Genomic DNA, 19,120 nt, shown 5'->3' on the forward strand with positions numbered 1-19,120 from the left:
TCACCCCGTACGAAGGCCCCGCCCGGCACCGCCCGGCCGGGGCCTTCGCCACGAACGCCCCGCACCACGCACCGACCGCCCCGCACCACCCGAGCAGGTCCCCGGCCGCCAACGGCTAGGCTCGACCCATGTCTCGCATCGACGGCCGCACCCCCGACCAGCTCCGCCCCGTCACCATCGAACGCGGATGGAGCAAGCACGCAGAGGGCTCCGTCCTCATCTCCTTCGGCGACACCAAGGTCTTCTGCACCGCCTCCTTCACCGAAGGCGTCCCCCGCTGGCGCAAGGGCAGCGGCGAAGGCTGGGTCACCTCCGAGTACTCGATGCTGCCCCGCTCCACCAACACCCGCGGCGACCGCGAATCCGTCCGCGGCAAGATCGGCGGCCGCACCCACGAGATCTCCCGCCTCATCGGCCGCTCCCTGCGCGCCGTCATCGACTACAAGGCCCTCGGCGAGAACACCATCGTCCTCGACTGCGACGTCCTCCAGGCCGACGGCGGCACCCGCACCGCCGCCATCACCGGCGCCTACGTCGCCCTCGCCGACGCCGTCGCCTGGGGCCAGCAGAAGAAGCTCGTCAAGGCCGGCCGCAAGCCCCTCACCGGCACCGTCGCCGCCGTCTCCGTCGGCATCGTCGACGGCACCCCCCTCCTCGACCTGTGCTACGAGGAGGACGTCCGCGCCGAGACCGACATGAACGTCGTCTGCACCGGCGACGGCCGCTTCGTCGAGGTCCAGGGCACCGCCGAAGGCGAGCCCTTCGACCGCAAGGAACTCAACGCCCTCCTCGACCTCGCCGCCGGCGGCTGCGCCGACCTCGAAGCCATCCAGCGCACCGCCCTCGGCATCTGACCCCGGGCACGGCCGCCGACGGCCCGCAACCGTCCGGCCCCGCAGCCGCGTCCTGACGCACACGGGCGCACAGTCCGACGCTGTGCGCCCGTACGCACACACGGACGACGAACGCCGCACCACGCACCACCCGAACACCACGCACCACGCACCACGCACCACGCACGATGAACGCCGCACGATCGACAACGACCCGCACACACGGGCCGAACCTGGGGGGAACCACATGGCCCTGCGCCGCCGGCACCGCACCGCCGAGCTCGTCGCCACCGCACTCCTCGCCGTCCCGGCACTCACCGCCGTGACCGCCTGCTCCGCGATCAGCACCGCCCTCGACTGCGCCAACACCGCCGTGGCGATAGCCGACGCCGTCGGCGACCTCCAGCAGGCCGTCTCCCAGGCCGGCAACAGCCCCCAGGACGCCCAGAACGCCCTCAACCAGATCGACACGAGCCTGAAGCAGATCAGCTCCAACACCGACAACGCCGACCTCGGCAAGGCCGTCGACGACCTCAACGCCGCCGTCAAGAACGTCCGCACCGCCATCGACCAGGGCAACGTCAACCCCGACGTCACCCCCGTCGCCGACGCCGCGGGCGAGATCACCAAGGTCTGCTCCCCGAACTGACCCGGCCGAGGACCGCGCGCCGGGACCGACGGACGGGACGCGAGGTGGTGCCCCGGATAATCGGGGCATGACCCGCCTCATCCTCGCGACCCGCAACCAGGGCAAAGTCACCGAGCTGCGCGCCATCCTCGCCGGCGCCGGCCTCCCGCACGAGCTCGTCGGCGCCGACGCCTACCCCGAGATCCCGGACGTCAAGGAAACCGGCGTCACCTTCGCCGAGAACGCGCTCCTCAAGGCCCACGCCCTGGCCCGGGCCACCGGCCTGCCGGCCGTCGCCGACGACTCGGGCCTGTGCGTGGACGTACTGAACGGCGCCCCCGGCATCTTCTCCGCCCGCTGGGCCGGCGCCCACGGCGACGACACCGCCAACCTGAACCTGCTCCTGGCGCAGCTCTCGGACATCGACGACGCCCACCGCGGCGCCCACTTCTTCTGCGCCGCCGCCCTCGCCCTGCCCGACGGCACCGAGCGCGTCGTCGAGGGCCGCCTGCTCGGCACCCTCCGCCACGCCCCGTCCGGCAACGGCGGGTTCGGCTACGACCCGATCCTCCAGCCCCTCGGCGAGACCCGCACCTGCGCCGAACTCACCCCGGCCGAGAAGAACGCCATCTCCCACCGGGGCCAGGCCTTCCGCGCCCTCGTCCCGGTCGTCCAGGACCTCCTCGCCTGAGGCCCTCGGGTAGGCCGAAGGCCCCGGTTCGGATCGAACCGGGGCCTTCGTCGTGTGCGGTCGGAGGGACTCGAACCCTCAAGGGATTACTCCCACAACTACCTAAAAGTTGCGTGTAGGCCAATTCCACCACGACCGCCCTAACCGGCTCAATTCGGACATCGGGCCGGTCTGGCTGCGGTCAGTCTACGGCTGCACCGGTCCCGTGGGCGACCGCCTTGCGTCGGCGTCTCCCGCACCACGTGTCCGTCTGGGCATGGCAATTGGGGCAGAGTAGTCGCAGGTTCGCCATCCGGTCGTCACGCCAGTCGCCGTTGACGTGGTCGACTTCCAGTGTCATCGGGAGACCCAGCCACTCCGGCGGGGTGCCGCATTCGGCGCAGCACTCCTGTACGCCCACCTCCTGCAGGGCTCGGCGCAGGAGCGGGGTCTTCGTGCGCCGGGGGTTGTCGTGTCTGACCAGCACGGCCTCGGCGGACCGCTTCGGCGTGGGGCCGGGTTTGCCCCTCTGGTGCGCCTGGCCCAGGAAGTGGCCGGTGGAGAGCCCTTCCTCGCGGATCCAGGCCTTGAGGGCCTGATGCGTGTGGCCGGACACCGACAGGCCCAGTCGGCGGAGGGTTTCGGCGATCGACGTCGAGGCCTCGACGGCGGTGCGCAGGGCACCCGTTGGCGGCTTCGTGAGCCGTCCACCCTTGCGGGGGCCGAAGTGCGTGATGTCGATTCCGAACGTGCGGAACCGGTTGACGAGGTAGCGGTCGAGCGTGGCGTAGCGCTTGGTGCCGAAGAACTCGATGACCTCGTCGATGCTCGTGCACCGGGCCGCGGCTTCCGCGAGGCGCTCCCGGGTGTAGGTGTTTCCGGAGCTCATCGCCGCCGTCCCTTCGCGCGCCCTCGATAGCTGTCCGTCGTCGAGTGGCAGTTGGGGCACAGGAAGCGCAGGTTCGTCGGCTGATTGTTCCGCCAGTCGCCGTCCACGTGATCGACTTCCAGTCGCAGCGGCCGTCCGCGCCAGGTGGCTTCTATGCCGCACCTGGCGCACCGTTCCTCCGTTCCGAGTGCGGTCATCGCCCGCCTGAGGCGGTCGCCCGGAACGCGCCCGTGTCCGGGCTCCAGTGCCACCAGGAGCTCCGCCGGCGCCTTGGGCGGCCTTGAGCGGCTCCCCGTCGAGCGGGTCCTGAAGTGCGAGGTGTCTATGCCGAAGGCCTGCACCTTGCGGCTGATGTGGGTGTGGTGGCCGCCCACGATGTCCAGGCCGAGGCGGCTCAGTACCTCGCGCATGGTCGTGGACGCCGCCACGGCCTCCGCGAGGACCTCGCGGGTCCACTTCTCGCCCTCGCGCTCGAAGTGCGACGTGTCCACGCCGAGCTTCTGCATCCGGGTGCGGATGTAGCGGCGCGAGCCGCTCTTCGGGTCGAGGCCCAGGTGGGTGAGGGCTTCGGTGAGGGTGCGGGAGGTGCGGGCGGCTTCGGCGAGGCGGGCTCTCGTGTACGGGCTGGTCGGCATGGCGTACTCCGGTTCTCCGGCCGCTCGGATGTGCGGCCACTCGCTTGGAGTAACGGGATGCACCCGGGACGGTTACGCACGGTATGCGGAAGGGCCCGCGCCGGTTGTGTTTCGGCGCGGGCCCTTCCGAGGGGGCCGGGGTCAGATGCCCAGGTCCTTGATGATCTTCGCTACGTGGCCGGTGGCCTTGACGTTGTAGAGGGCCCGCTCGACCTTGCCGTCCTCGTCGACGACCACCGTGGAGCGGATGACGCCGGTGACGGTCTTGCCGTAGAGCTTCTTCTCGCCGTACGCGCCGTAGGCCGTCAGCACCTCCTTCTCCGGGTCGCCGACCAGGGTGACCTTCAGGTGCTCCTTCTCGCGGAACTTGGCCAGCTTCTCCGGCTTGTCGGGGGACACGCCGATGACGTCGTAGCCGGCGGAGGCCAGCACCTCGAGGTTGTCCGTGAAGTCGCAGGCCTGCTTGGTGCAGCCCGGGGTCAGCGCGGCCGGGTAGAAGTACACGATCACTTTGCGGCCCTTGTGGTCCGCGAGCGAGACCGCGTTGCCGTCGGCGTCGGGCAGGGTGAAGGCGGGCGCGGTGTCGCCCGGCTGGAGTCGCTCGCTCATGTCCTCAAGTCTCCTAGGGAGGGGATCCGTACGGCATCGAGCGTAAGCTGACAGACTGTCCACGTCGGACTACGCCCACCCATACGACCACGACGGAGGCAGCGCGGTGTCGGATGCCAGGACCCCCGCTCAGATCGAGGCGGACATCATCCGCAGGCGCGCGGCGCTCGCCGAGACGCTCGACGAGATCGGCGTGCGCATGCACCCGCAGACGATCATCGGGGACGCGAAGGCGCGGGTCGCCGCGTCCGTCGACGAGACGGTCGGCCGGGCGTTCGTGGCGGTCAACCGGGTGGTGACGGACTTCAAGGCCGGGCTGCGGCACGAGGACGGCCAGCCGCGGCTGGAGCGGGTGGTGCCGGTGGCGCTGCTGGCCGTGGGCGTCGTGGGCCTGCTCGCGGTGTCGGTACGGCGCAAGCGCGCGTGACGCGTCGCGGTGGGGGCGCGCGGCGGTCCGTGACCCTGCGGGGTGCACGGGCCGGTGGGGCGGGTAGGTTCGGATCGTGAGCGAGAACCCCACCCACGACAAGCTGCCCATCCGGATGCTGCACGACCGCGTGCTGGTCCGGTCCGACTCTCCCGAGGGGGAGCGGCGCTCCGGCGGCGGCATCCTCATCCCCGCGACGGCCGCGGTGGGCAAGCGGCTGGCCTGGGCCGAGGTGGTCGCGGTCGGTCAGAGCGTGCGGACCGTGGAGCCCGGTGACCGGGTGCTGTACGACCCGGAGGACCGGGCGGAGGTCGAGGTCAGGGGCGTGGCGTACGTGCTGATGCGCGAGCGGGACCTGCACGCGGTGGCCGCGGAGCGGCTGGAGGGCTCGGAGGACTCCACGGGCCTGTACCTCTAGCTTCGCCGGAGATCCGGATCTCGGGGCCCCCGGGCCCCCGGGCCCTCGTGCCCCAGGCATCGCGAAGGGCCGGTGACGTCTGTCACCGGCCCTTCGGCGTTGCTTTGCTACGGTGGCGGGGAACCCCGACGAGACGCGCCGTACCGGGTACGACAAGACGACGCACCGCTTGTCCGCGCTCGTTTCGGAGGTGCCGTCATGGCCTGGGTCCTGCTCTTCGTCGCCGGTCTGCTCGAGGTCGGCTGGTCGATCGGTATGAAGTACACGGAGGGGTTCACGCGGCTGTGGCCGAGCGTGTTCACCGGTGCCGGCATCGTGGCGAGCATGGTGCTGCTGTCGTACGCGGCGAAGACGTTGCCGATCGGTACGGCGTACGGGGTGTGGGTGGGCATCGGTGCGGCCGGTGCGGCGGTGCTCGGCATGGTGGTGCTGGGTGAGCCGGCGACCGCCGCCCGGATCTTCTTCATCTGTCTGTTGCTGGTGGCCGTGGTGGGGCTGAAGGCGACCTCGGGGCACTAGGTCCGCCTCCGGTGCCTCCGGTGGTGGTGCCTCCGGTGGTGCCGGTGGTGGTGCCGCCGCCGTCGGTGGTGCCGCCGTCGGTGGTGCCGCCCTGGTCCTGGCCGCCGGTCCGGCCGGTGGTGCGGCCCTGGTCCTGGCCCTGGTCCTGACCCTGGTCGGTGGTGCCGCCGTTGCCGTTCCCGCCGTTGCCGTTGCCGTTGCCCTGGTCCTGGCCCTGGGTGCGGCCCTGGTCCTGGCCCTGGGTCGGGCCTTGGTCCTGGCCGGGGCGTTCGCGGTCCGGGCCGCGGGTGCGGGTGGGTTCGGCGGGGGGTACGTACACGGCGCCCGGCTGGAGTTCGAGGTCGAACTCGGTGGGTTCGGTGCCGGCCAGTGCGGCCGCGGTGTAGTCGGCCCAGATGCGGGCGGGGTAGCCGCCGCCGTTGACGCGGGCCTGGCCGAGGGCGCCGTAGAGGGGTTCGAGGGCGCCGGTGTCGGGGTCCTGGCCCATGACGGAGACGACGGTGACGAGGTCGGGGGTGTAGCCGGCGAACCAGGCGGCCTTGTCGTCCTCGGCGGTGCCGGTCTTGCCGGCGGCGGGGCGGCCGGCGGCCTGGGCGGCGGTGCCGGTGCCGCTCTCGACGACCGATTCGAGGATCGAGGTGGTGGTGTCGGCGGCCTCGCGTGCGACGGCCTCCTTGGGCGTGCGTCGGGGGAGGGGGAGGGCGTCGCCGTCCTTGCTGACCTTGTCGACGATGGTCCACGGGGTGTGGCGGCCGTGGTCGGCGAGGGTGGCGTAGACCTGGGTCATGTCGAGGACGCTGGCCTGGAGGGTGCCGAGTGCCATGGAGGGGACGGCGTGGAAGCCCGGCACGTCCTTGGGCATGCCCATGTCGATGGTGGTCTGCTTGACGTTCCTGGTGCCGACGTCGACGGCCATCTGCGCGTACACGGTGTTGACGGAGAGGTTGGTGGCGGAGCGCACGGTGATCTCGCCGTACGAGCGCTGGTCCTCGTTCTCGGGGGCGTAGGCGATGGCGGAGCCCTGGACGGGGCGCTCGTTGTCGCCGTTGTAGAGGGTGTTGGGGGTGATGCGGCGGCCGTCCTGGGTGGTGGAGTCGTGTTGGACGGCGGCGGTGAAGACGAAGGGCTTGAAGGTGGAGCCGGGGGTGTAGTCGTGGCGGGTGGCGTTGTTGACGTACTGCTTGGTGTAGTCGATGCCGCCGTAGAGGGCGACGACCTTGCCGGTGGCGGGGTCGATGGACACGCCGCCGGCGCGTACGGTGCGGTCCTCGGGGCGTTCGGCGGGGTCGAGGTCGTCGAGGAGGGTGTCCTGGACGGCCTTGACGAAGGCGTTCTCGCGGCGCTTGTCGATGGTGGTGGTGATGCGGTAGCCGCCGGCGGCGAGGTCGGACTCGTCGATGACCTCGTTGTCGATCAGGTAGTCCTTGACGGTCTCGACGAGGTAGCCGCGCTGGCCGGACATGCCGGAGGGGGCGCGGACCTTGCCGGGTTCGGGGAAGGTGATGGCCGCGCGTCGGGCGGGGGTGAGCCACTTCTTCTTGACCATGCCGTCGAGGACGTAGTTCCAGCGGGCGAGGGCGCGGCCGCGTTGCTGGGGGTGGGCGACGACGTCGAAGGTGCTGGGGGAGTTGAGGAGGGTGGCGAGGTAGGCGCCCTCGGCGGTGGTGAGCTTGCTGACGTCCTTGCCGTAGTAGGCCTGGGCGGCGGCCTGGATGCCGTAGGCGTTGCGGCCGAAGTAGCTGGTGTTGAGGTAGCCCTCGAGGATGTCCTCCTTGGACTCTTCGCGACCGAGTTTGATCGCGATGAAGAACTCCTTGACCTTGCGTTTGATGGTCTGTTCCTGGCCCAGGTAGTAGTTCTTGACGTACTGCTGGGTGATGGTGGAGCCGGACTGCTTGCCCTTGCCGGTCACGGTGTTCCAGGCGGCGCGCAGCATGGCCTTGGGGTCGACGGCGCGTTCGGAGTAGAAGTCCCGGTCCTCGGCGGCGAGTACGGCTTGCTGGACGGTCCTGGGGACCTGGGAGAGGGGCACGTTGACGCGGTTGACCTCGCCGTCGCGGGCGAGCTGGCTGCCGTCGGCGTAGAGGTAGACGTTGCTCTGGGCGGTGGCGGCCTTGTTGGCGGGCGGGATGTCGACGAGGAGGTAGCCGGCGATGAGGGCGCCGGCGACGAGGAGGAGGAGCAGGAGGAGGCCGCCGAGCAGCATCCGCCAGGTGGGCAGGAGGCGGCGCCAGCCGGTGCGCGGGGGCCTGCCGGGCCGGCCGGTGGCGGACGGCGGGGTGTCCGCGGCGCGTTCGCCGGGGGTGGGGCCGGCGGGCCGGTCCGGGTCCCGGGGGGCCCAGCCCTGCTGCGGTGACTCGTCGCTCATGACTCCAGGGACTCCTCGGCCGGATCATCTGTCGCCCGTACGGGCGATATTTGTGCATCTGCACCCAATGGAACACCGTCGCGTCCCGGTCGGCCGATATTCGGTCGCGCGGGTCCCCCCGGCGCACTAAGCTCGCTCGCTTTGGCTGACAGGGCCTCAGGAACGGTGCGCGGCGCGCTCGTCGGGCACCGGGCCGGACCGGCTCGGGGGCCGGTGGTCGCGGGTACCGGTACGCACATGGACAACGAGTCCGGGTCGGGATACGAGGTGGCGAGCGAGGGTGAACAACGGTCCGGAATCGGGAGCGGGGCGTTCCGGGCGGGCCGGGAGCGCCCTCGCCCCGCTGCGGTTGTACGGGGCGGTGGCGGCGGGCGGCTTCCGCCGGTACGCGACGTACGGGACGGCCACGGCGGCCGGGGTGTTCACGAACACGGTGTTCGGCTTCATCGTGGCGTACACGTACGTCGCGCTGTGGGACCAGCGGCCGGGGCTGGGTGGCTACGACCGGGCGCAGGCGCTGACGTTCGTGTGGGTGAGCCAGTCGCTGCTGGCGGCGGGGGCGCTGATCGGCGGCGGGTTCCAGGAGGAGTTGCAGGAGCGGATCCGCACGGGGGACGTGGCGGTGGACCTGTACCGGCCGGCGGATCTCCAACTGTGGTGGCTGGCGGGGGACCTGGGGCGGGCGGTGTTCCAGTTGCTGGGGCGGGGGGTGGTGCCGCTGGTGGCGGGGGCGTTGGCGTTCGAGTTGGCGCTGCCGTCCCGGCCGGCGCGGTGGCTGCTGTTCCTGGTGTCGGTGGTGCTGGGGCTGGTGGTGGGTTTCGCGGTGCGCTACCTGGTCGGGTTGTGCGCGTTCTGGCTGTTGGACGGGGTGGGGGTGAACATGCTGGCGTCGCTGGCGTCGATCTTCTGCTCGGGCATGGTGCTGCCGCTGACGGTGTTCCCGGGCGGTTTCGGCGAGGTGGTGCGGCTGCTGCCGTGGGCGGCGATGCTGCAGGTGCCGCTGGACGTGCTGATGGGTACGCACGCGGGGGCGGGGGCGGCGCTGGGGGCGTTGGGCTTCCAGGCCGCGTGGGCGGTGGTGCTGCTGGGGGCGGGGCGGGTGCTGCAGGGTGCGGCGACGCGCAAGGTGGTGGTCCAGGGTGGCTGAGGGGCCGGTGGCCCGGGCGGTGTGGGGGCTGCGCGGGTACGGGCTGATCGTGGCGATGTGGGTGCGCTCGACGATGGCGTACCGGGCCTCGTTCGCCCTGGCGGCGACCGGCAGCGCGGTGCTGAACGCGCTGGACTTCGTGGCGATCTTCATCATGTTCCGGCACGTGGACGGGTTGGGCGGCTTCTCGCTGCCGGAGGTGGCGCTGCTGTACGGGACCAGCTCGGTCTCGCTGGGGCTGGCGGACCTGCTGCTGGGCAACAGCGAGCGGGTCGGGGCGCGGATCCGGGACGGTTCGCTCGACACGATGCTGGTGCGGCCGGTGCCGGTGTTCGCCCAGCTGGCGGCGGACCGGTTCGCGCTGCGCCGGGTGGGGCGGATCAGCCAGGGGCTGGTGGTGCTGGGGTGGGCGCTGGCGGTGGTGGACGTGGCGTGGACACCGGGGCGGGTGCTGCTGGTGCCGGTGATGGTGGTGGCGGGGGCGGCGATCTTCGCGGCGGTGTTCGTGGCGGGGGCGGCGTTCCAGTTCGTGGCGGGGGACGCGGCGGAGGTGCAGAACTCCTTCACGTACGGGGGCACGACGATGCTGCAGTACCCGCCGGGCGTGTTCGCGCGCGAGCTGGTGCGCGGGGTGACGTTCGTCGTGCCGCTGGCGTTCGTCAACTGGGTGCCGGCGCTGCACGTCCTGGGGCGTCCGGATCCGGTGGGGCTGCCGGGTTGGGCGGCGTACGCGAGTCCGGTGGTGGCGGTGGTGGCGCTGGTGCCGGCGTCGTTGGCGTGGCGGGCGGGGATCAGGGCGTACCGGAGTACGGGGAGCTGAGGAGGAGGGTGCGAGGTGGCGCTGATCGAGGTGGACGGCGTGGCGAAGGTCTTCGACGTGCGGCGCCGGACGGGTCTGTTCCGGCGGGAGAAGCGGCAGGTCAGGGCGGTGGACGGGATCAGTTTCGAGGTGCCGCGCGGTGAGGTGGTGGGCTACATAGGGCCCAACGGCGCCGGCAAGTCCACCACCATCAAGATGCTCACGGGCATCCTCACGCCCAGTGGCGGGCGACTGCGGGTGGCCGGCATCGATCCGGCGCGGGAGCGCACCCGGCTCGCGCACCGCATCGGGGTGGTGTTCGGGCAGCGCACGACGCTGTGGTGGGACCTGCCGCTGCGGGACTCGTACCAGCTGGTGCGGCGGATGTACCGGATCCCGGAGTCCCGGTACCGGCAGAACCTGGAGCGGTGCGTCGAACTGCTGGACCTGGCCGGGCTGCTGGAGGTACCGGTGCGGCAGCTGTCGTTGGGGCAGCGGATGCGCGGGGACATCGCGGCGGCGCTGCTGCACGATCCGGAGGTGCTGTACCTGGACGAGCCGACCATCGGGCTGGACGTGGTCAGCAAGGCCAGGGTGCGGGGGTTCCTGCGGGAGTTGAACGCCGAGCGGGCGACGACGGTGCTGCTCACGACGCACGACCTGCAGGACATCGAGCAGCTCTGCGAGCGGGTGATGGTCATCGACCACGGGCGGCTGGTGTACGACGGGCCGCTCGGCGGGTTGCACGGGGCGGGCGGCGGCGAGCGGACCCTGGTGGTGGACCTGGAGCGGGAGCTGCCGCCGGTGGTGGTGCCGGGGGCGCGCACGGTGAAGGTGGAGGGGCCGCGGCAGTGGCTGGCGTTCCCGGCCTCGCAGTCGGCGGCGCCGCTGGTGGCCGCGGTGGCGGCGCGGTACCCGTTGTCGGACCTGTCGGTGCGGGAGCCGGACATCGAGGACGTGATCGCACGGATGTACGCAGGGGGTGGCGGGTAGCGCCTACCCTGGGCGCATGAGCGAGGAGCTGCCCGAGCTGCGGGCTTCGGACGCCGACCGGGAGCTGGTGGTGGAGCGCCTGCGCGACGCCCTGGCCGAAGGGCGGTTGGACATGGGGGAGTTCGAGGAGCGGCTGGAGGCGGCCTACACGTCCCGTACGTACGGGGAGCTGGCGCCGTTGACCCGGGACCTGCCGGGGGCGCCGCCGGTCGCGCCGCCCGCGCCGGTCGGGTCGGCCGAGCACCGTGCGGTCGAGCCGGGTGCGGCCTCCTGGCCGGGCCGGATCGGCGGTCAGGGCACGTCGAGCACGGCCGTCGCCGTGATGTCGGGCTTCGAGCGCAAGGGCCGGTGGACGGTGCCGCAGCGCTTCAACGCGGTGGCGGTCATGGGCGGCGGTGAGATCGACCTGCGGGAGGCGGACTTCGCCGCGCGCGAGGTGGTCGTCAACTGCGTCGCGGTCATGGGCGGCATAGAGATCACGGTGCCGCCGGGCGTCGAGGTGGACATGCGGGGCCTGGGCGTGATGGGCGGGTTCGGCGTGCGCCGGACGGACCATCCCGTCGATCCGCGGGCGCCGCGGCTGGTGGTGACGGGGTTCGCGTTCTGGGGCGGCGTCGAGGTGCGCACCAGGCCGCTGAAGGGCCAGTCGAAGCTGTCGAAGGCCCTGAGGAAGGCGAGGGGCCTGGAGGAGGGCGGCCGGGACGAGGACCTGGAGGCGGGCGGCCGGGACGGGGCGCCGCGCAAGGAGTTGTGAGCCGGGGGCCCGGGACCCGTGGGGCCCGGGCCCCACGGGTCAGACCTGCGGGGTGCCGGGCAGCCGGTCGTAGGTGAGGAAGGCGGCGCCCGCCGCGAGGACCGTGTGGTCGGTGAGCTCCCACATGCCGGGCTCGAAGGGCGTGGAGCGGCCGAACAGCGGGATGCCGGCGCCGATGGTGAGCGGGCTGAGCTTGACGATCAGGCGGTCGATCTCGCCGTAGAGGGCTCCGGCCAGCTCCGCGCCGCCGACCAGCCAGATGTCCTTGCCGTCGCCCTGCTTCAGCTCCCGGAGGACGGCCACGGGGTCGCCGGAGACGAGTTCGACGCGCGGGTCGGGGCTTTCGGTCAGCGTCCGGGAGAAGACGAGGTGGCGCAGGTGCGGGAAGGCGTCGGTGACGCCGACGGCCAGGCCGATCTCGTAGCTCTTGCGGCCCTCGACGACGGTGTCGAAGCGGGTGCCCTCGGCGGTGATGCCGAGGGCGGCGCGGGCCGGCCCCGGGAGGGTTTCGGGGTACTCGGCGACGAGGTGCTTGATGTAGTCCTCGGCCGGGGCCCAGAAGCCGCCGGGGCCGGTCGGGTCGGTGCCGTCGGGGCCGGCTATGAAGCCGTCGAGCGTGCTGGCGATGAAGTACACGAGCTTGGGCATGGCCCCAGCATGCCGGACGGATCCCGTGCTACGAGCGCGGCTTGAGCGGGCCTCGAGCGGTGAGGGCGCCGGGGCGGCGCCGGCGGAAACGCCCCACGCCCTCGGCGGGGTAGGGGGTCGGCTCGGCCACCCACCCGGCGGCCAGCACCAGCCCGCTGGTGCGGTGCACGGCGAGGAAGCCGAACGGCCGGTCGAAGTCCGCCCGGACCCGCCGCACCCGGTGGCGCACCTTCGGGAGGCCGGCGCCCACCATGGCGACGGCGGTGTCCGCCACGGCCCGGAAGCCGTGGGCGTGGAACTCGGCGAGGGCGTTCTGGCGGGCGGAGCCGACCGCGAGCGGGGTGGAGCTGATGCCGGGGAAGTGTCCGGTGCGGGTGTCCCGGGCGGCGTCGAGCCCGAAGGGCGTCGCGGGCCGGAGCAGGTCGTGCTCGGCGCGGATGCCGAAGGCCACGGTGGACAGGTCGAGTTGCGGCTCGGGGTAGGGGGACTCGACGGTGGAGACGGTCAGGCCGGGGCCCGGGCTGCCGGTGCCGAACCGGTCGCCGGCGGTCGAGGGCAGGGCCCCGGTGGCCGCGGCGGTGCCGTGGTCGAGGACGTCGCCGGGGCGGGCGTCCGGTGTGCCCAGGACGAGGTGGACGTCCACGCCCGCGTCGCCGCCGATCCGGGCGAGGGTCAGCGGGCCGGCGGGGGTGTCGGCGACGCGTACCCGGTCGTGGTGCGGGGTCCGGCGGAAGAGGCCGTGCCAGTCCTGCCCGGCCCAGGGGCCGTCCGAGGCCTGGAACCGGGTCTCGCCGAAGGGTTCGGTCCAGATGGTGCGCAGCGAAAGGGCCGAGGCCAGCAGCATCTTGACGTCCGCCGCGGGGCCGGTGGGCGGGGCGCCCACCAGGCCGTCGGTGTGTGCGTGCGCCCACGCGGCCAGCGCGGCGCGGTCGGTGTCGGGGTCGCCGGTGAGGGTCCCGTGGGTGCCGTCGGGGAGGCCCGCGGCCCACTCCGGGCGGACGGGGACGTCGTCTCCCGTCCACACGCCGAGGGCGGCGCCGAGGCCGGGGACGGCGCGCAGGTGGCCGAGCAGTTCCCGGGCGGTGGGGGCGGCGTCGGCGGCGGGTAGGCCGAGGGCCTCTTCCAGTTCCTCCCGGGCGGGGCCGGTCGCGCCGCCCGCGAGGAGGGCGAGCAGCGGCCACAGGCCGGGCGCGGCGAACACCGTGCCGCGGGCCGGGTCGACGGTGCGTGACCAGCGCCGGGTCAGGCGGTTGACGGCGTGCGGGGTCGGGCGGTGGTGGGGTGGCATGGTCGTGATCGTCATACGCGTCGGCATCGCTTTTCAACGGGTTTGGGACCCCGGTGATCACTACTTCGAGTGAAACATTGGCCTTTGCTTGCGGGCGACAACCCACGGTTGCCAGGCTGTTGCTGTCTGTCAACCTGATGGGAGTGGCCCGTGACTTTCGGTGAGCAGCCGGCCTACCTGCGCGTCGCCGGAGATCTCCGGCGGAAGATCGTCGACGGGTCCCTGCCCCCGCATACCCGGCTACCGTCGCAGGCCCGCATCCGCGAGGAGTACGGCGTCTCCGACACGGTCGCCCTCGAGGCGCGCAAGGTGCTCATGGCCGAGGGGCTCGTGGAGGGCCGCTCGGGCTCCGGCACGTACGTACGGGAGCAGCCGGTGCCCAGACGGGTGGCCCGCTCGGGATACCGCACGGGCGGGCCGACCACCCCCTTCCGGCAGGAGCAGGCCGAGGGCGGCGCCCGCGGCACCTGGGAGTCCAGCAGCGCGCAGACCGCCGCGCCGCCGGACATCGCCGAGCGGCTCGGCATCGAGCCCGGCGACCGCGTGATGCGCACGCGGTACGTGTTCCGGGACGCGGGCGAGGCGATGATGCTCTCCACGTCCTGGGAGCCGCTCGCGCTGACCGGGCGCACGCCGGTGATGCTCCCCGAGGAGGGCCCGCTGGGCGGCTGCGGGGTCGTGGAGCGCATGGCGGCCATCGACGTCGTGGTGGACAACGTGGTCGAGGAGGTCGGGGCGCGGCCGGGCCTGGCGGAGGAGACCCTGGCCCTCGGCGGCGTCCCCGGGCACGTGGTGCTCGTGATCGGGCGGACGTACTACGCGTCCGGGCGCGCGGTGGAGACGGCCGACGTGATCGTCCCCGCGGACCGCTACCGGGTCTCCTACCACCTCCCCGTGCGCTGACCGAGGGACCCCGCGCAGGGGTCTCCCGCGCCGCCTGGGGAGGGCGGGGCGTACGCGGGCGCACGCGGCGCAGTCGTACGCATGGCCGGATGCATACGCCCCCGAGGTACCTCTTCGTGAAAACCCGTATCCGCTGCGTGAAGGTCGGGCGTAAGGTCAGGCATATGCGTAGTGCGGTTTCCTGGGCATGCCCCGCGGCGGAGGGTGAAGCGCGATGAACGACAGCGGTGCCGTGCTCCCGTGGCTGGTGATACGGCAGGACGACAACGGAAACCGCTACCGGGTGGGCCAGTACGCCACCCGGGCCGAGGCCCAGAAGGTCGCCGACAGTCTCGAGGACCGCGGCCACAAGCAGCTCTACTGGATCGAGCGGATCGGACAGACCGTCACCCGGAACTGAGCGAGCAGAGCGCCACCGATCGGCGGACGGCCGATCGCATAGGCTCCGCCCATGACTGAACGCGTGGTCGTGGGCGGAGCCGTCTGCCATGAGGGTCGCCTGCTGGCCGCCCGGCGCAGTGCCCCGCCCGAGCTGGCCGGGCGCTGGGAGCTGCCCGGCGGCAAGGCCGAACCGGGCGAGAGCCCGCGCGAGGCGCTCGTCCGCGAGCTGCGCGAGGAACTCGGCGTCGAGGCCGAGCCGCTCGAGCGCATTCCCGGCGCATGGCCCCTGAAGCCCGGGCTGGTCCTGCACGTGTGGACGGCCCGGTTGGTCTCGGGCGAGCCGCGGCCGCTGGAGGACCACGACGAGCTGCGCTGGCTCGGGCCGGACGAGCTGGACGCCGTCGACTGGCTCGACCAGGACCGCCCTGCCGTCGCCGAGGCCGGCCGCCGGCTGCGCGCCGCGGCGGGCCGAGCTGCCGGGCCGGGCGCCACGGACTGAGCGGCCGGGCGCGACGGCCCGAGTGCGGCGGCCCGAGCGCGGCGGCCCGAGCGGGACTGACCGGGCGCGACGGGCCGGGCGCGACGCACTGAGCGTGGCAGCGCACGGCGGGGCGCATGGGGCCGGGACCGTACGCCGTTCGTGCCACAGTGCGCCGAGCTGTGGGGGCTGGGGCGGTACGACGCCCGGATATCGGGTATGTCGCTATTAATCCCAATCTCGTCCCCCTGTACATCCGGACTGGGGTCCGTAGGCGGCCCGGGAAGTGATCGGCGTGATCGACACCGATGGCGACTGCGCCGAGTGGGCCTTCCCCGCCGAGGCCGGAGCGGTGCGCACCGCTCGGCACGCCGTACGGGGAGCGCTACGGTCCTGGGGCCTCGACTCGGTCGGCGACGTGACCGTCCTGCTGGTCAGCGAGCTGGTGACCAACTCCCTGCGGTACGCCTCCGGCCCCATCGGTGTGCGCCTGGTACGGCAGAATTCGGCCAGCGACGGTTCCCCGGGCCGTCCGGCGCTGCTCGTGGAGGTCTCCGATCCGCTTCCGGATCCGCCACGGGAACGCACCGCCGGCACGGACGACGAAGGGGGCCGGGGACTGCACCTGGTGGCGGTCTCGTCCCAGCGGTGGGGGACGCGCCACGGAGACAGCGGCAAGACCGTGTGGTTCGAATTGGCCCTGCCTGGTGAGTAAAGAGGTGGAGGTAGCCGGCGATCACGGGACGAGCCGTCGCACCACCGAGACCTTGCTGTGATCGTGAACGCCGTACCGGCGGGGGCCGTGGTGCTGAATACTTCGGTCATGGCCGGTCCGGTTGCGGTGAGCTGGAGGGGACGGTCGCGTGAGCGAAATACCTGCGCAGGCACGAGAGACCCACGTGCCCGGAGAATCCACCCGCGTGCCTGCGGAAACATGGCGTGAATCCATGTGGCACAGCAGTCCGCCCGGCTCGATCTACGACTACATACGGGTCGCCTCCTTCTCGATCGGGCCCGACGGGTTGGTGGACCGGTGGAGCCTGCGCGCCGAGGAGCTGTTCGGCCTGCCCGCCGCCGATGCCGTGGGGCGCGACCCGGTGGAGGCCTTCATGCCGGCCGACCTGCGCCCGGGCGGCCACCGCAAGGTCGCCGAGATCCTCGACGGGAAGGAATGGACCGGCCTGGTCCCGTTCCGCATCCCCGACGGCGGCGGCGCGCACGGCGTGGCCGAGATCTACGTGATGCCCACCGAGACCGAGGACGGCGACCGGGCGGCGCTGTGCGTCGTGGTCGACGTCCAGGCCCTGCGGCAGATCGAGTCCGACCTCGCGGCCTCGCAGGCGATATTCGGACAATCTCCCTTCGGTTTTCTTCTCTTCGGTACGGACCTCACCGTGCAGCGCGCCAACCGCCGCTTCGCCACCGTCTTCGGCGGTGCGGCCGAGGACCACCGCGGCCGTACCGTCCACGACTACCTCCCGCGCCGCGAGGCCGACCGCATGACCGCGGCCCTGAAGAAGGTCCTGGAGACCGGAGAGCCCGCCGTCGACCTCCAGATCGTCGGCACCGCCCCCGGCAGCCGCGAGGCCCGGCACTGGTCCATCAACCTCTACCGCGTCCACGGCGGCTCCGGCCGCCCCGTCGGCGTCGCCGGCGTCGGCACCGACGTCACCCGCCGCCACCTGGCCGCCCGCGAGGCCGCCGGGGTCCGCCGCAACCTCGCCCTCCTCAACGAGGCCGGCGCCCGCATCGGCAACTCCCTCGACCTCGAGACCACCGCCCGCCAGCTCCTCGACGTCACCGTGCCCGGCTTCTGCGACCTCGCGGCCGTCGACCTGTATCAGGGGCTCCTCCAGGGCGACGAGGACGGGCCCGTACGCCTGCCCGGCCTCGCCCCCGGCGCACAGCGCCCGTACGGCTCCGCCGCCGCCGGCCCCGCCCCGTCGGCCGCCACCAGCGGCGGCCAGCTGCCCTCCGCCCCGCTGCGCCGGGTCGCCTTCGCCAGCGCCGTCTCCGACGCACCGCTGTCCGGCACCGGCGCCGCCGTGGCCGTCGGGGAGATCCACCGCTACCGGGCGTCCTCGGCCGGGGCGCTCGCCCTGCGCACCGCCCGGCCCCGGCTGGTCCACGGCGCGGGACCCGAGGACCTCGTGCAGTCCACCCTCGTGGTGCCGATGGTGGCCCACGACACCGTGGTCGGCCTCGCCCAGTTCTCCCGCACCAAGGGCAGCGAGCCCTTCGGCGAACGCGACCGGGCCGTGGCCGTCGAGCTCGCCGCCCGCGCCGCCGTCTCCATCGACAACGCCCGCCTCTACCGGCGCGAGCACGAGCGGGCCCTGATCCTCCAGCGCAGCCTGCTGCCGCCCGGCGACCCCGAGGCCGCCGGCCTCGACATCGCCTGCCGCTACCTCCCCGGCAACACCGCCACCGAGGTCGGCGGCGACTGGTTCGACGTCATCCAGCTGCCCGGCCACCGCACCGCCCTGGTCGTCGGCGACGTCATGGGCCGCGGCCTGCGCGCCGCCGTCGCCATGGGCGAGCTCCGCACCGCCGTGCGCACCCTCGCCCTGCTCGACCTCGAACCCGCCGAGGTGCTCGCCGCCCTCGACGAGGTCGCCCGCGGCCTGGGCGGCCCCGACGGCGCCCAACACGCCCCCTCCCGGACGCGCTCCCGCGCCGGCGGCACCACCCCGGCGAACGCCGACCTCGCCGAGGTGTACCTCGCCACCTGCGTCTACGCCGTCTACGACCCCGTCACCCGGCGCTGCACCATCGCCAACGCCGGCCACATGCCGCCCGTCCTCGTCGAGAGAGGCGACTCCGGCGCGCTCCTGCTGGAGGTCCCACCCGGCATGCCCCTGGGCGTCGGCGGCGAGCCCTTCGAGGAGGTGGAGGTCGAACTGCCGGAAGGCGCCCTGCTCGCCCTCTACACCGACGGGCTCGTCGAATCCCGCGGCCACACACTCGACGAGGGCCTGCGCGGGCTGCGCGAAGCCCTGCGCGACCCCTCCCAGCCCCTGGAGGACGTCTGCGACCACGTCCTGAACGCGCTGGAGACCCGGCACGGCGAGGACGACATCGCCCTCCTCATGGCCCGCGTCCAGGGCCTGCCGCCGGACGCGGTGGGCGACTGGAGCCTGCCGCGCGAACCCCGCTCGGTGGGCCGGGCCCGCGAGCTGGCCCGCCAGCGCCTGCTGTCCTGGGGCCTGGAGGGCCTCGTCGACACCACCGAGCTGCTGGTCAGCGAACTGGTCACCAACGCCCTGCGGTACGGCGAGGGGGAGATCCGGCTCCGGCTGCTCCTCGACCGGACCCTGGTGTGCGAGGTGTGGGACGGCGGACTGGTACAGCCCCGCCGCCGCCGGGCCCGCGACACGGACGAGGGCGGCCGCGGGCTCCAACTGGTCGGACTGCTCAGCACCGGCTGGGGCAGCCGCCGCACCCCGAGGGGCAAGACCGTCTGGTTCGACCTGGCCCTCCCGGGCGCCGCCGAGGTCTCCCCGGCCGAACTGTCGGCCGAGCAACTGCTGGACCTGTACGGGTAGGCCACTCCGCGAAACCCCACCAGGCATCCAACACCCGGGTCACCACCTCACGGGAGTCGGCCGCCCCGTGGTGTGTGGGGAAGGCGCTTGAGCCGGTAGGGCAGGCTGGTCCGGAGGCAGGCCCGGGCCTGGGGTGGCCGCAGGCCAGGGGCGGAGCCCCCGAAGCCCCAGGGGTGGGCCTGCCGCAG

At 72.9% G+C, this 19,120-nt stretch carries 21 protein-coding genes, 1 tRNA gene and 1 riboswitch; of the genes, 15 read left to right on the forward strand and 7 right to left on the reverse strand.

What is annotated here, in order from left to right; all coding sequences use genetic code 11:
- Positions 1-128: 128 nt before the first annotated feature.
- The 3 genes from rph to rdgB all read left to right on the forward strand — a co-directional run bounded on the left by rph (position 129) and on the right by rdgB (position 2,152).
- Positions 129-854, forward strand: coding sequence for a ribonuclease PH (rph, locus tag ACIQCH_RS18745; RefSeq protein WP_402582132.1), 726 nt, complete (start codon positions 129-131; stop codon positions 852-854).
- A gap of 226 nt (positions 855-1,080) precedes the next feature.
- Positions 1,081-1,482: a hypothetical protein gene (locus ACIQCH_RS18750; protein ID WP_402582165.1), complete on the forward strand. Its 402-nt coding sequence runs from the start codon at positions 1,081-1,083 to the stop codon at positions 1,480-1,482.
- A 67-nt stretch (positions 1,483-1,549) separates the two neighbouring features.
- The gene (gene rdgB, locus ACIQCH_RS18755; RefSeq protein WP_402582134.1) at positions 1,550-2,152 is read left to right on the forward strand and encodes an RdgB/HAM1 family non-canonical purine NTP pyrophosphatase; all 603 of its coding nucleotides are present in this window, start codon (positions 1,550-1,552) and stop codon (positions 2,150-2,152) included.
- A gap of 55 nt (positions 2,153-2,207) precedes the next feature.
- Here rdgB and ACIQCH_RS18760 read toward each other — a convergent pair.
- The 4 genes from ACIQCH_RS18760 to bcp all read right to left on the reverse strand — a co-directional run bounded on the left by ACIQCH_RS18760 (position 2,208) and on the right by bcp (position 4,264).
- Positions 2,208-2,291: transfer RNA gene (locus ACIQCH_RS18760), tRNA-Leu, on the reverse strand.
- A gap of 42 nt (positions 2,292-2,333) precedes the next feature.
- Positions 2,334-3,020: an HNH endonuclease gene (locus ACIQCH_RS18765; RefSeq protein ID WP_402582136.1), complete on the reverse strand. Its 687-nt coding sequence runs from the start codon at positions 3,018-3,020 to the stop codon at positions 2,334-2,336.
- A complete protein-coding gene (locus ACIQCH_RS18770) occupies positions 3,017-3,655 on the reverse strand; it encodes an HNH endonuclease signature motif containing protein (protein WP_402582138.1) in 639 nt (212 codons plus the stop codon). The genes ACIQCH_RS18765 and ACIQCH_RS18770 overlap by 4 nt, the downstream gene beginning before the upstream one ends.
- Before the next feature lie 141 nt (positions 3,656-3,796).
- Complete coding sequence (gene bcp, locus ACIQCH_RS18775; protein WP_402582140.1) at positions 3,797-4,264, reverse strand: thioredoxin-dependent thiol peroxidase; 468 nt, start codon at positions 4,262-4,264, stop codon at positions 3,797-3,799.
- Between the two features lie 106 nt (positions 4,265-4,370).
- Between bcp and ACIQCH_RS18780 the strand changes: the two genes are divergently transcribed.
- The 3 genes from ACIQCH_RS18780 to ACIQCH_RS18790 all read left to right on the forward strand — a co-directional run bounded on the left by ACIQCH_RS18780 (position 4,371) and on the right by ACIQCH_RS18790 (position 5,628).
- Positions 4,371-4,691 carry a DUF3618 domain-containing protein gene (locus ACIQCH_RS18780; RefSeq protein WP_402582142.1) on the forward strand — a complete coding sequence of 107 codons (321 nt, stop codon included), beginning with the start codon at positions 4,371-4,373 and terminating at the stop codon, positions 4,689-4,691.
- Between the two features lie 76 nt (positions 4,692-4,767).
- Positions 4,768-5,109: a co-chaperone GroES gene (locus ACIQCH_RS18785; RefSeq protein WP_030206010.1), complete on the forward strand. Its 342-nt coding sequence runs from the start codon at positions 4,768-4,770 to the stop codon at positions 5,107-5,109.
- Positions 5,110-5,207: 98 nt separating this feature from the next.
- Positions 5,208-5,276, forward strand: a riboswitch (guanidine-III (ykkC-III) riboswitch).
- A gap of 31 nt (positions 5,277-5,307) precedes the next feature.
- The gene (locus ACIQCH_RS18790) at positions 5,308-5,628 is read left to right on the forward strand and encodes a multidrug efflux SMR transporter (RefSeq protein ID WP_030206014.1); all 321 of its coding nucleotides are present in this window, start codon (positions 5,308-5,310) and stop codon (positions 5,626-5,628) included.
- Here the strand turns inward: ACIQCH_RS18790 and ACIQCH_RS18795 are convergent.
- Positions 5,573-7,996: a transglycosylase domain-containing protein gene (locus ACIQCH_RS18795; RefSeq protein ID WP_402582144.1), complete on the reverse strand. Its 2,424-nt coding sequence runs from the start codon at positions 7,994-7,996 to the stop codon at positions 5,573-5,575. The genes ACIQCH_RS18790 and ACIQCH_RS18795 overlap by 56 nt on opposite strands.
- Positions 7,997-8,339: 343 nt before the next feature.
- On the opposite strand from ACIQCH_RS18795, the gene ACIQCH_RS18800 reads away from it, so the two are divergent.
- The 4 genes from ACIQCH_RS18800 to ACIQCH_RS18815 are packed head-to-tail and all read left to right on the forward strand — an operon-like array spanning position 8,340 to position 11,689.
- Positions 8,340-9,143 (forward strand): ABC transporter permease, encoded by an 804-nt coding sequence (locus ACIQCH_RS18800; protein ID WP_402582166.1) that lies wholly within the window; start codon positions 8,340-8,342, stop codon positions 9,141-9,143.
- A gap of 55 nt (positions 9,144-9,198) precedes the next feature.
- Complete coding sequence (locus ACIQCH_RS18805; protein WP_402582168.1) at positions 9,199-9,963, forward strand: ABC transporter permease; 765 nt, start codon at positions 9,199-9,201, stop codon at positions 9,961-9,963.
- A 15-nt stretch (positions 9,964-9,978) separates the two neighbouring features.
- Positions 9,979-10,935, forward strand: a complete 957-nt coding sequence (locus ACIQCH_RS18810; protein WP_402582146.1) for an ATP-binding cassette domain-containing protein — start codon at positions 9,979-9,981, stop codon at positions 10,933-10,935.
- Between the two features lie 16 nt (positions 10,936-10,951).
- Positions 10,952-11,689 carry a DUF1707 domain-containing protein gene (locus ACIQCH_RS18815; protein WP_402582148.1) on the forward strand — a complete coding sequence of 246 codons (738 nt, stop codon included), beginning with the start codon at positions 10,952-10,954 and terminating at the stop codon, positions 11,687-11,689.
- Between the two features lie 39 nt (positions 11,690-11,728).
- Here ACIQCH_RS18815 and ACIQCH_RS18820 read toward each other — a convergent pair whose 3' ends face one another.
- Positions 11,729-12,337, reverse strand: coding sequence for a dihydrofolate reductase family protein (locus ACIQCH_RS18820; protein WP_402582149.1), 609 nt, complete (start codon positions 12,335-12,337; stop codon positions 11,729-11,731).
- Positions 12,338-12,365: 28 nt separating this feature from the next.
- Entirely contained in the window at positions 12,366-13,625 is a 1,260-nt protein-coding gene (locus ACIQCH_RS18825; protein ID WP_402582151.1) for a serpin family protein, read from the reverse strand.
- A 150-nt stretch (positions 13,626-13,775) separates the two neighbouring features.
- Between ACIQCH_RS18825 and ACIQCH_RS18830 the strand changes: the two genes are divergently transcribed.
- The 5 genes from ACIQCH_RS18830 to ACIQCH_RS18850 all read left to right on the forward strand — a co-directional run bounded on the left by ACIQCH_RS18830 (position 13,776) and on the right by ACIQCH_RS18850 (position 18,932).
- A complete protein-coding gene (locus tag ACIQCH_RS18830) occupies positions 13,776-14,528 on the forward strand; it encodes a GntR family transcriptional regulator (RefSeq protein WP_030206046.1) in 753 nt (250 codons plus the stop codon).
- A gap of 214 nt (positions 14,529-14,742) precedes the next feature.
- Positions 14,743-14,928, forward strand: a complete 186-nt coding sequence (locus ACIQCH_RS18835) for an SPOR domain-containing protein (RefSeq protein WP_030206049.1) — start codon at positions 14,743-14,745, stop codon at positions 14,926-14,928.
- Between the two features lie 51 nt (positions 14,929-14,979).
- Complete coding sequence (locus ACIQCH_RS18840; protein ID WP_402582154.1) at positions 14,980-15,408, forward strand: (deoxy)nucleoside triphosphate pyrophosphohydrolase; 429 nt, start codon at positions 14,980-14,982, stop codon at positions 15,406-15,408.
- Between the two features lie 265 nt (positions 15,409-15,673).
- Positions 15,674-16,102 (forward strand): ATP-binding protein, encoded by a 429-nt coding sequence (locus ACIQCH_RS18845; RefSeq protein ID WP_402582156.1) that lies wholly within the window; start codon positions 15,674-15,676, stop codon positions 16,100-16,102.
- A 232-nt stretch (positions 16,103-16,334) separates the two neighbouring features.
- Positions 16,335-18,932, forward strand: a complete 2,598-nt coding sequence (locus ACIQCH_RS18850; RefSeq protein WP_402582157.1) for a SpoIIE family protein phosphatase — start codon at positions 16,335-16,337, stop codon at positions 18,930-18,932.
- Positions 18,933-19,120 lie beyond the last annotated feature (188 nt).

It is taken from the genome of Streptomyces sp. NPDC093225 (genome assembly GCF_044753805.1).
GTDB lineage: Bacteria > Actinomycetota > Actinomycetes > Streptomycetales > Streptomycetaceae > Streptomyces.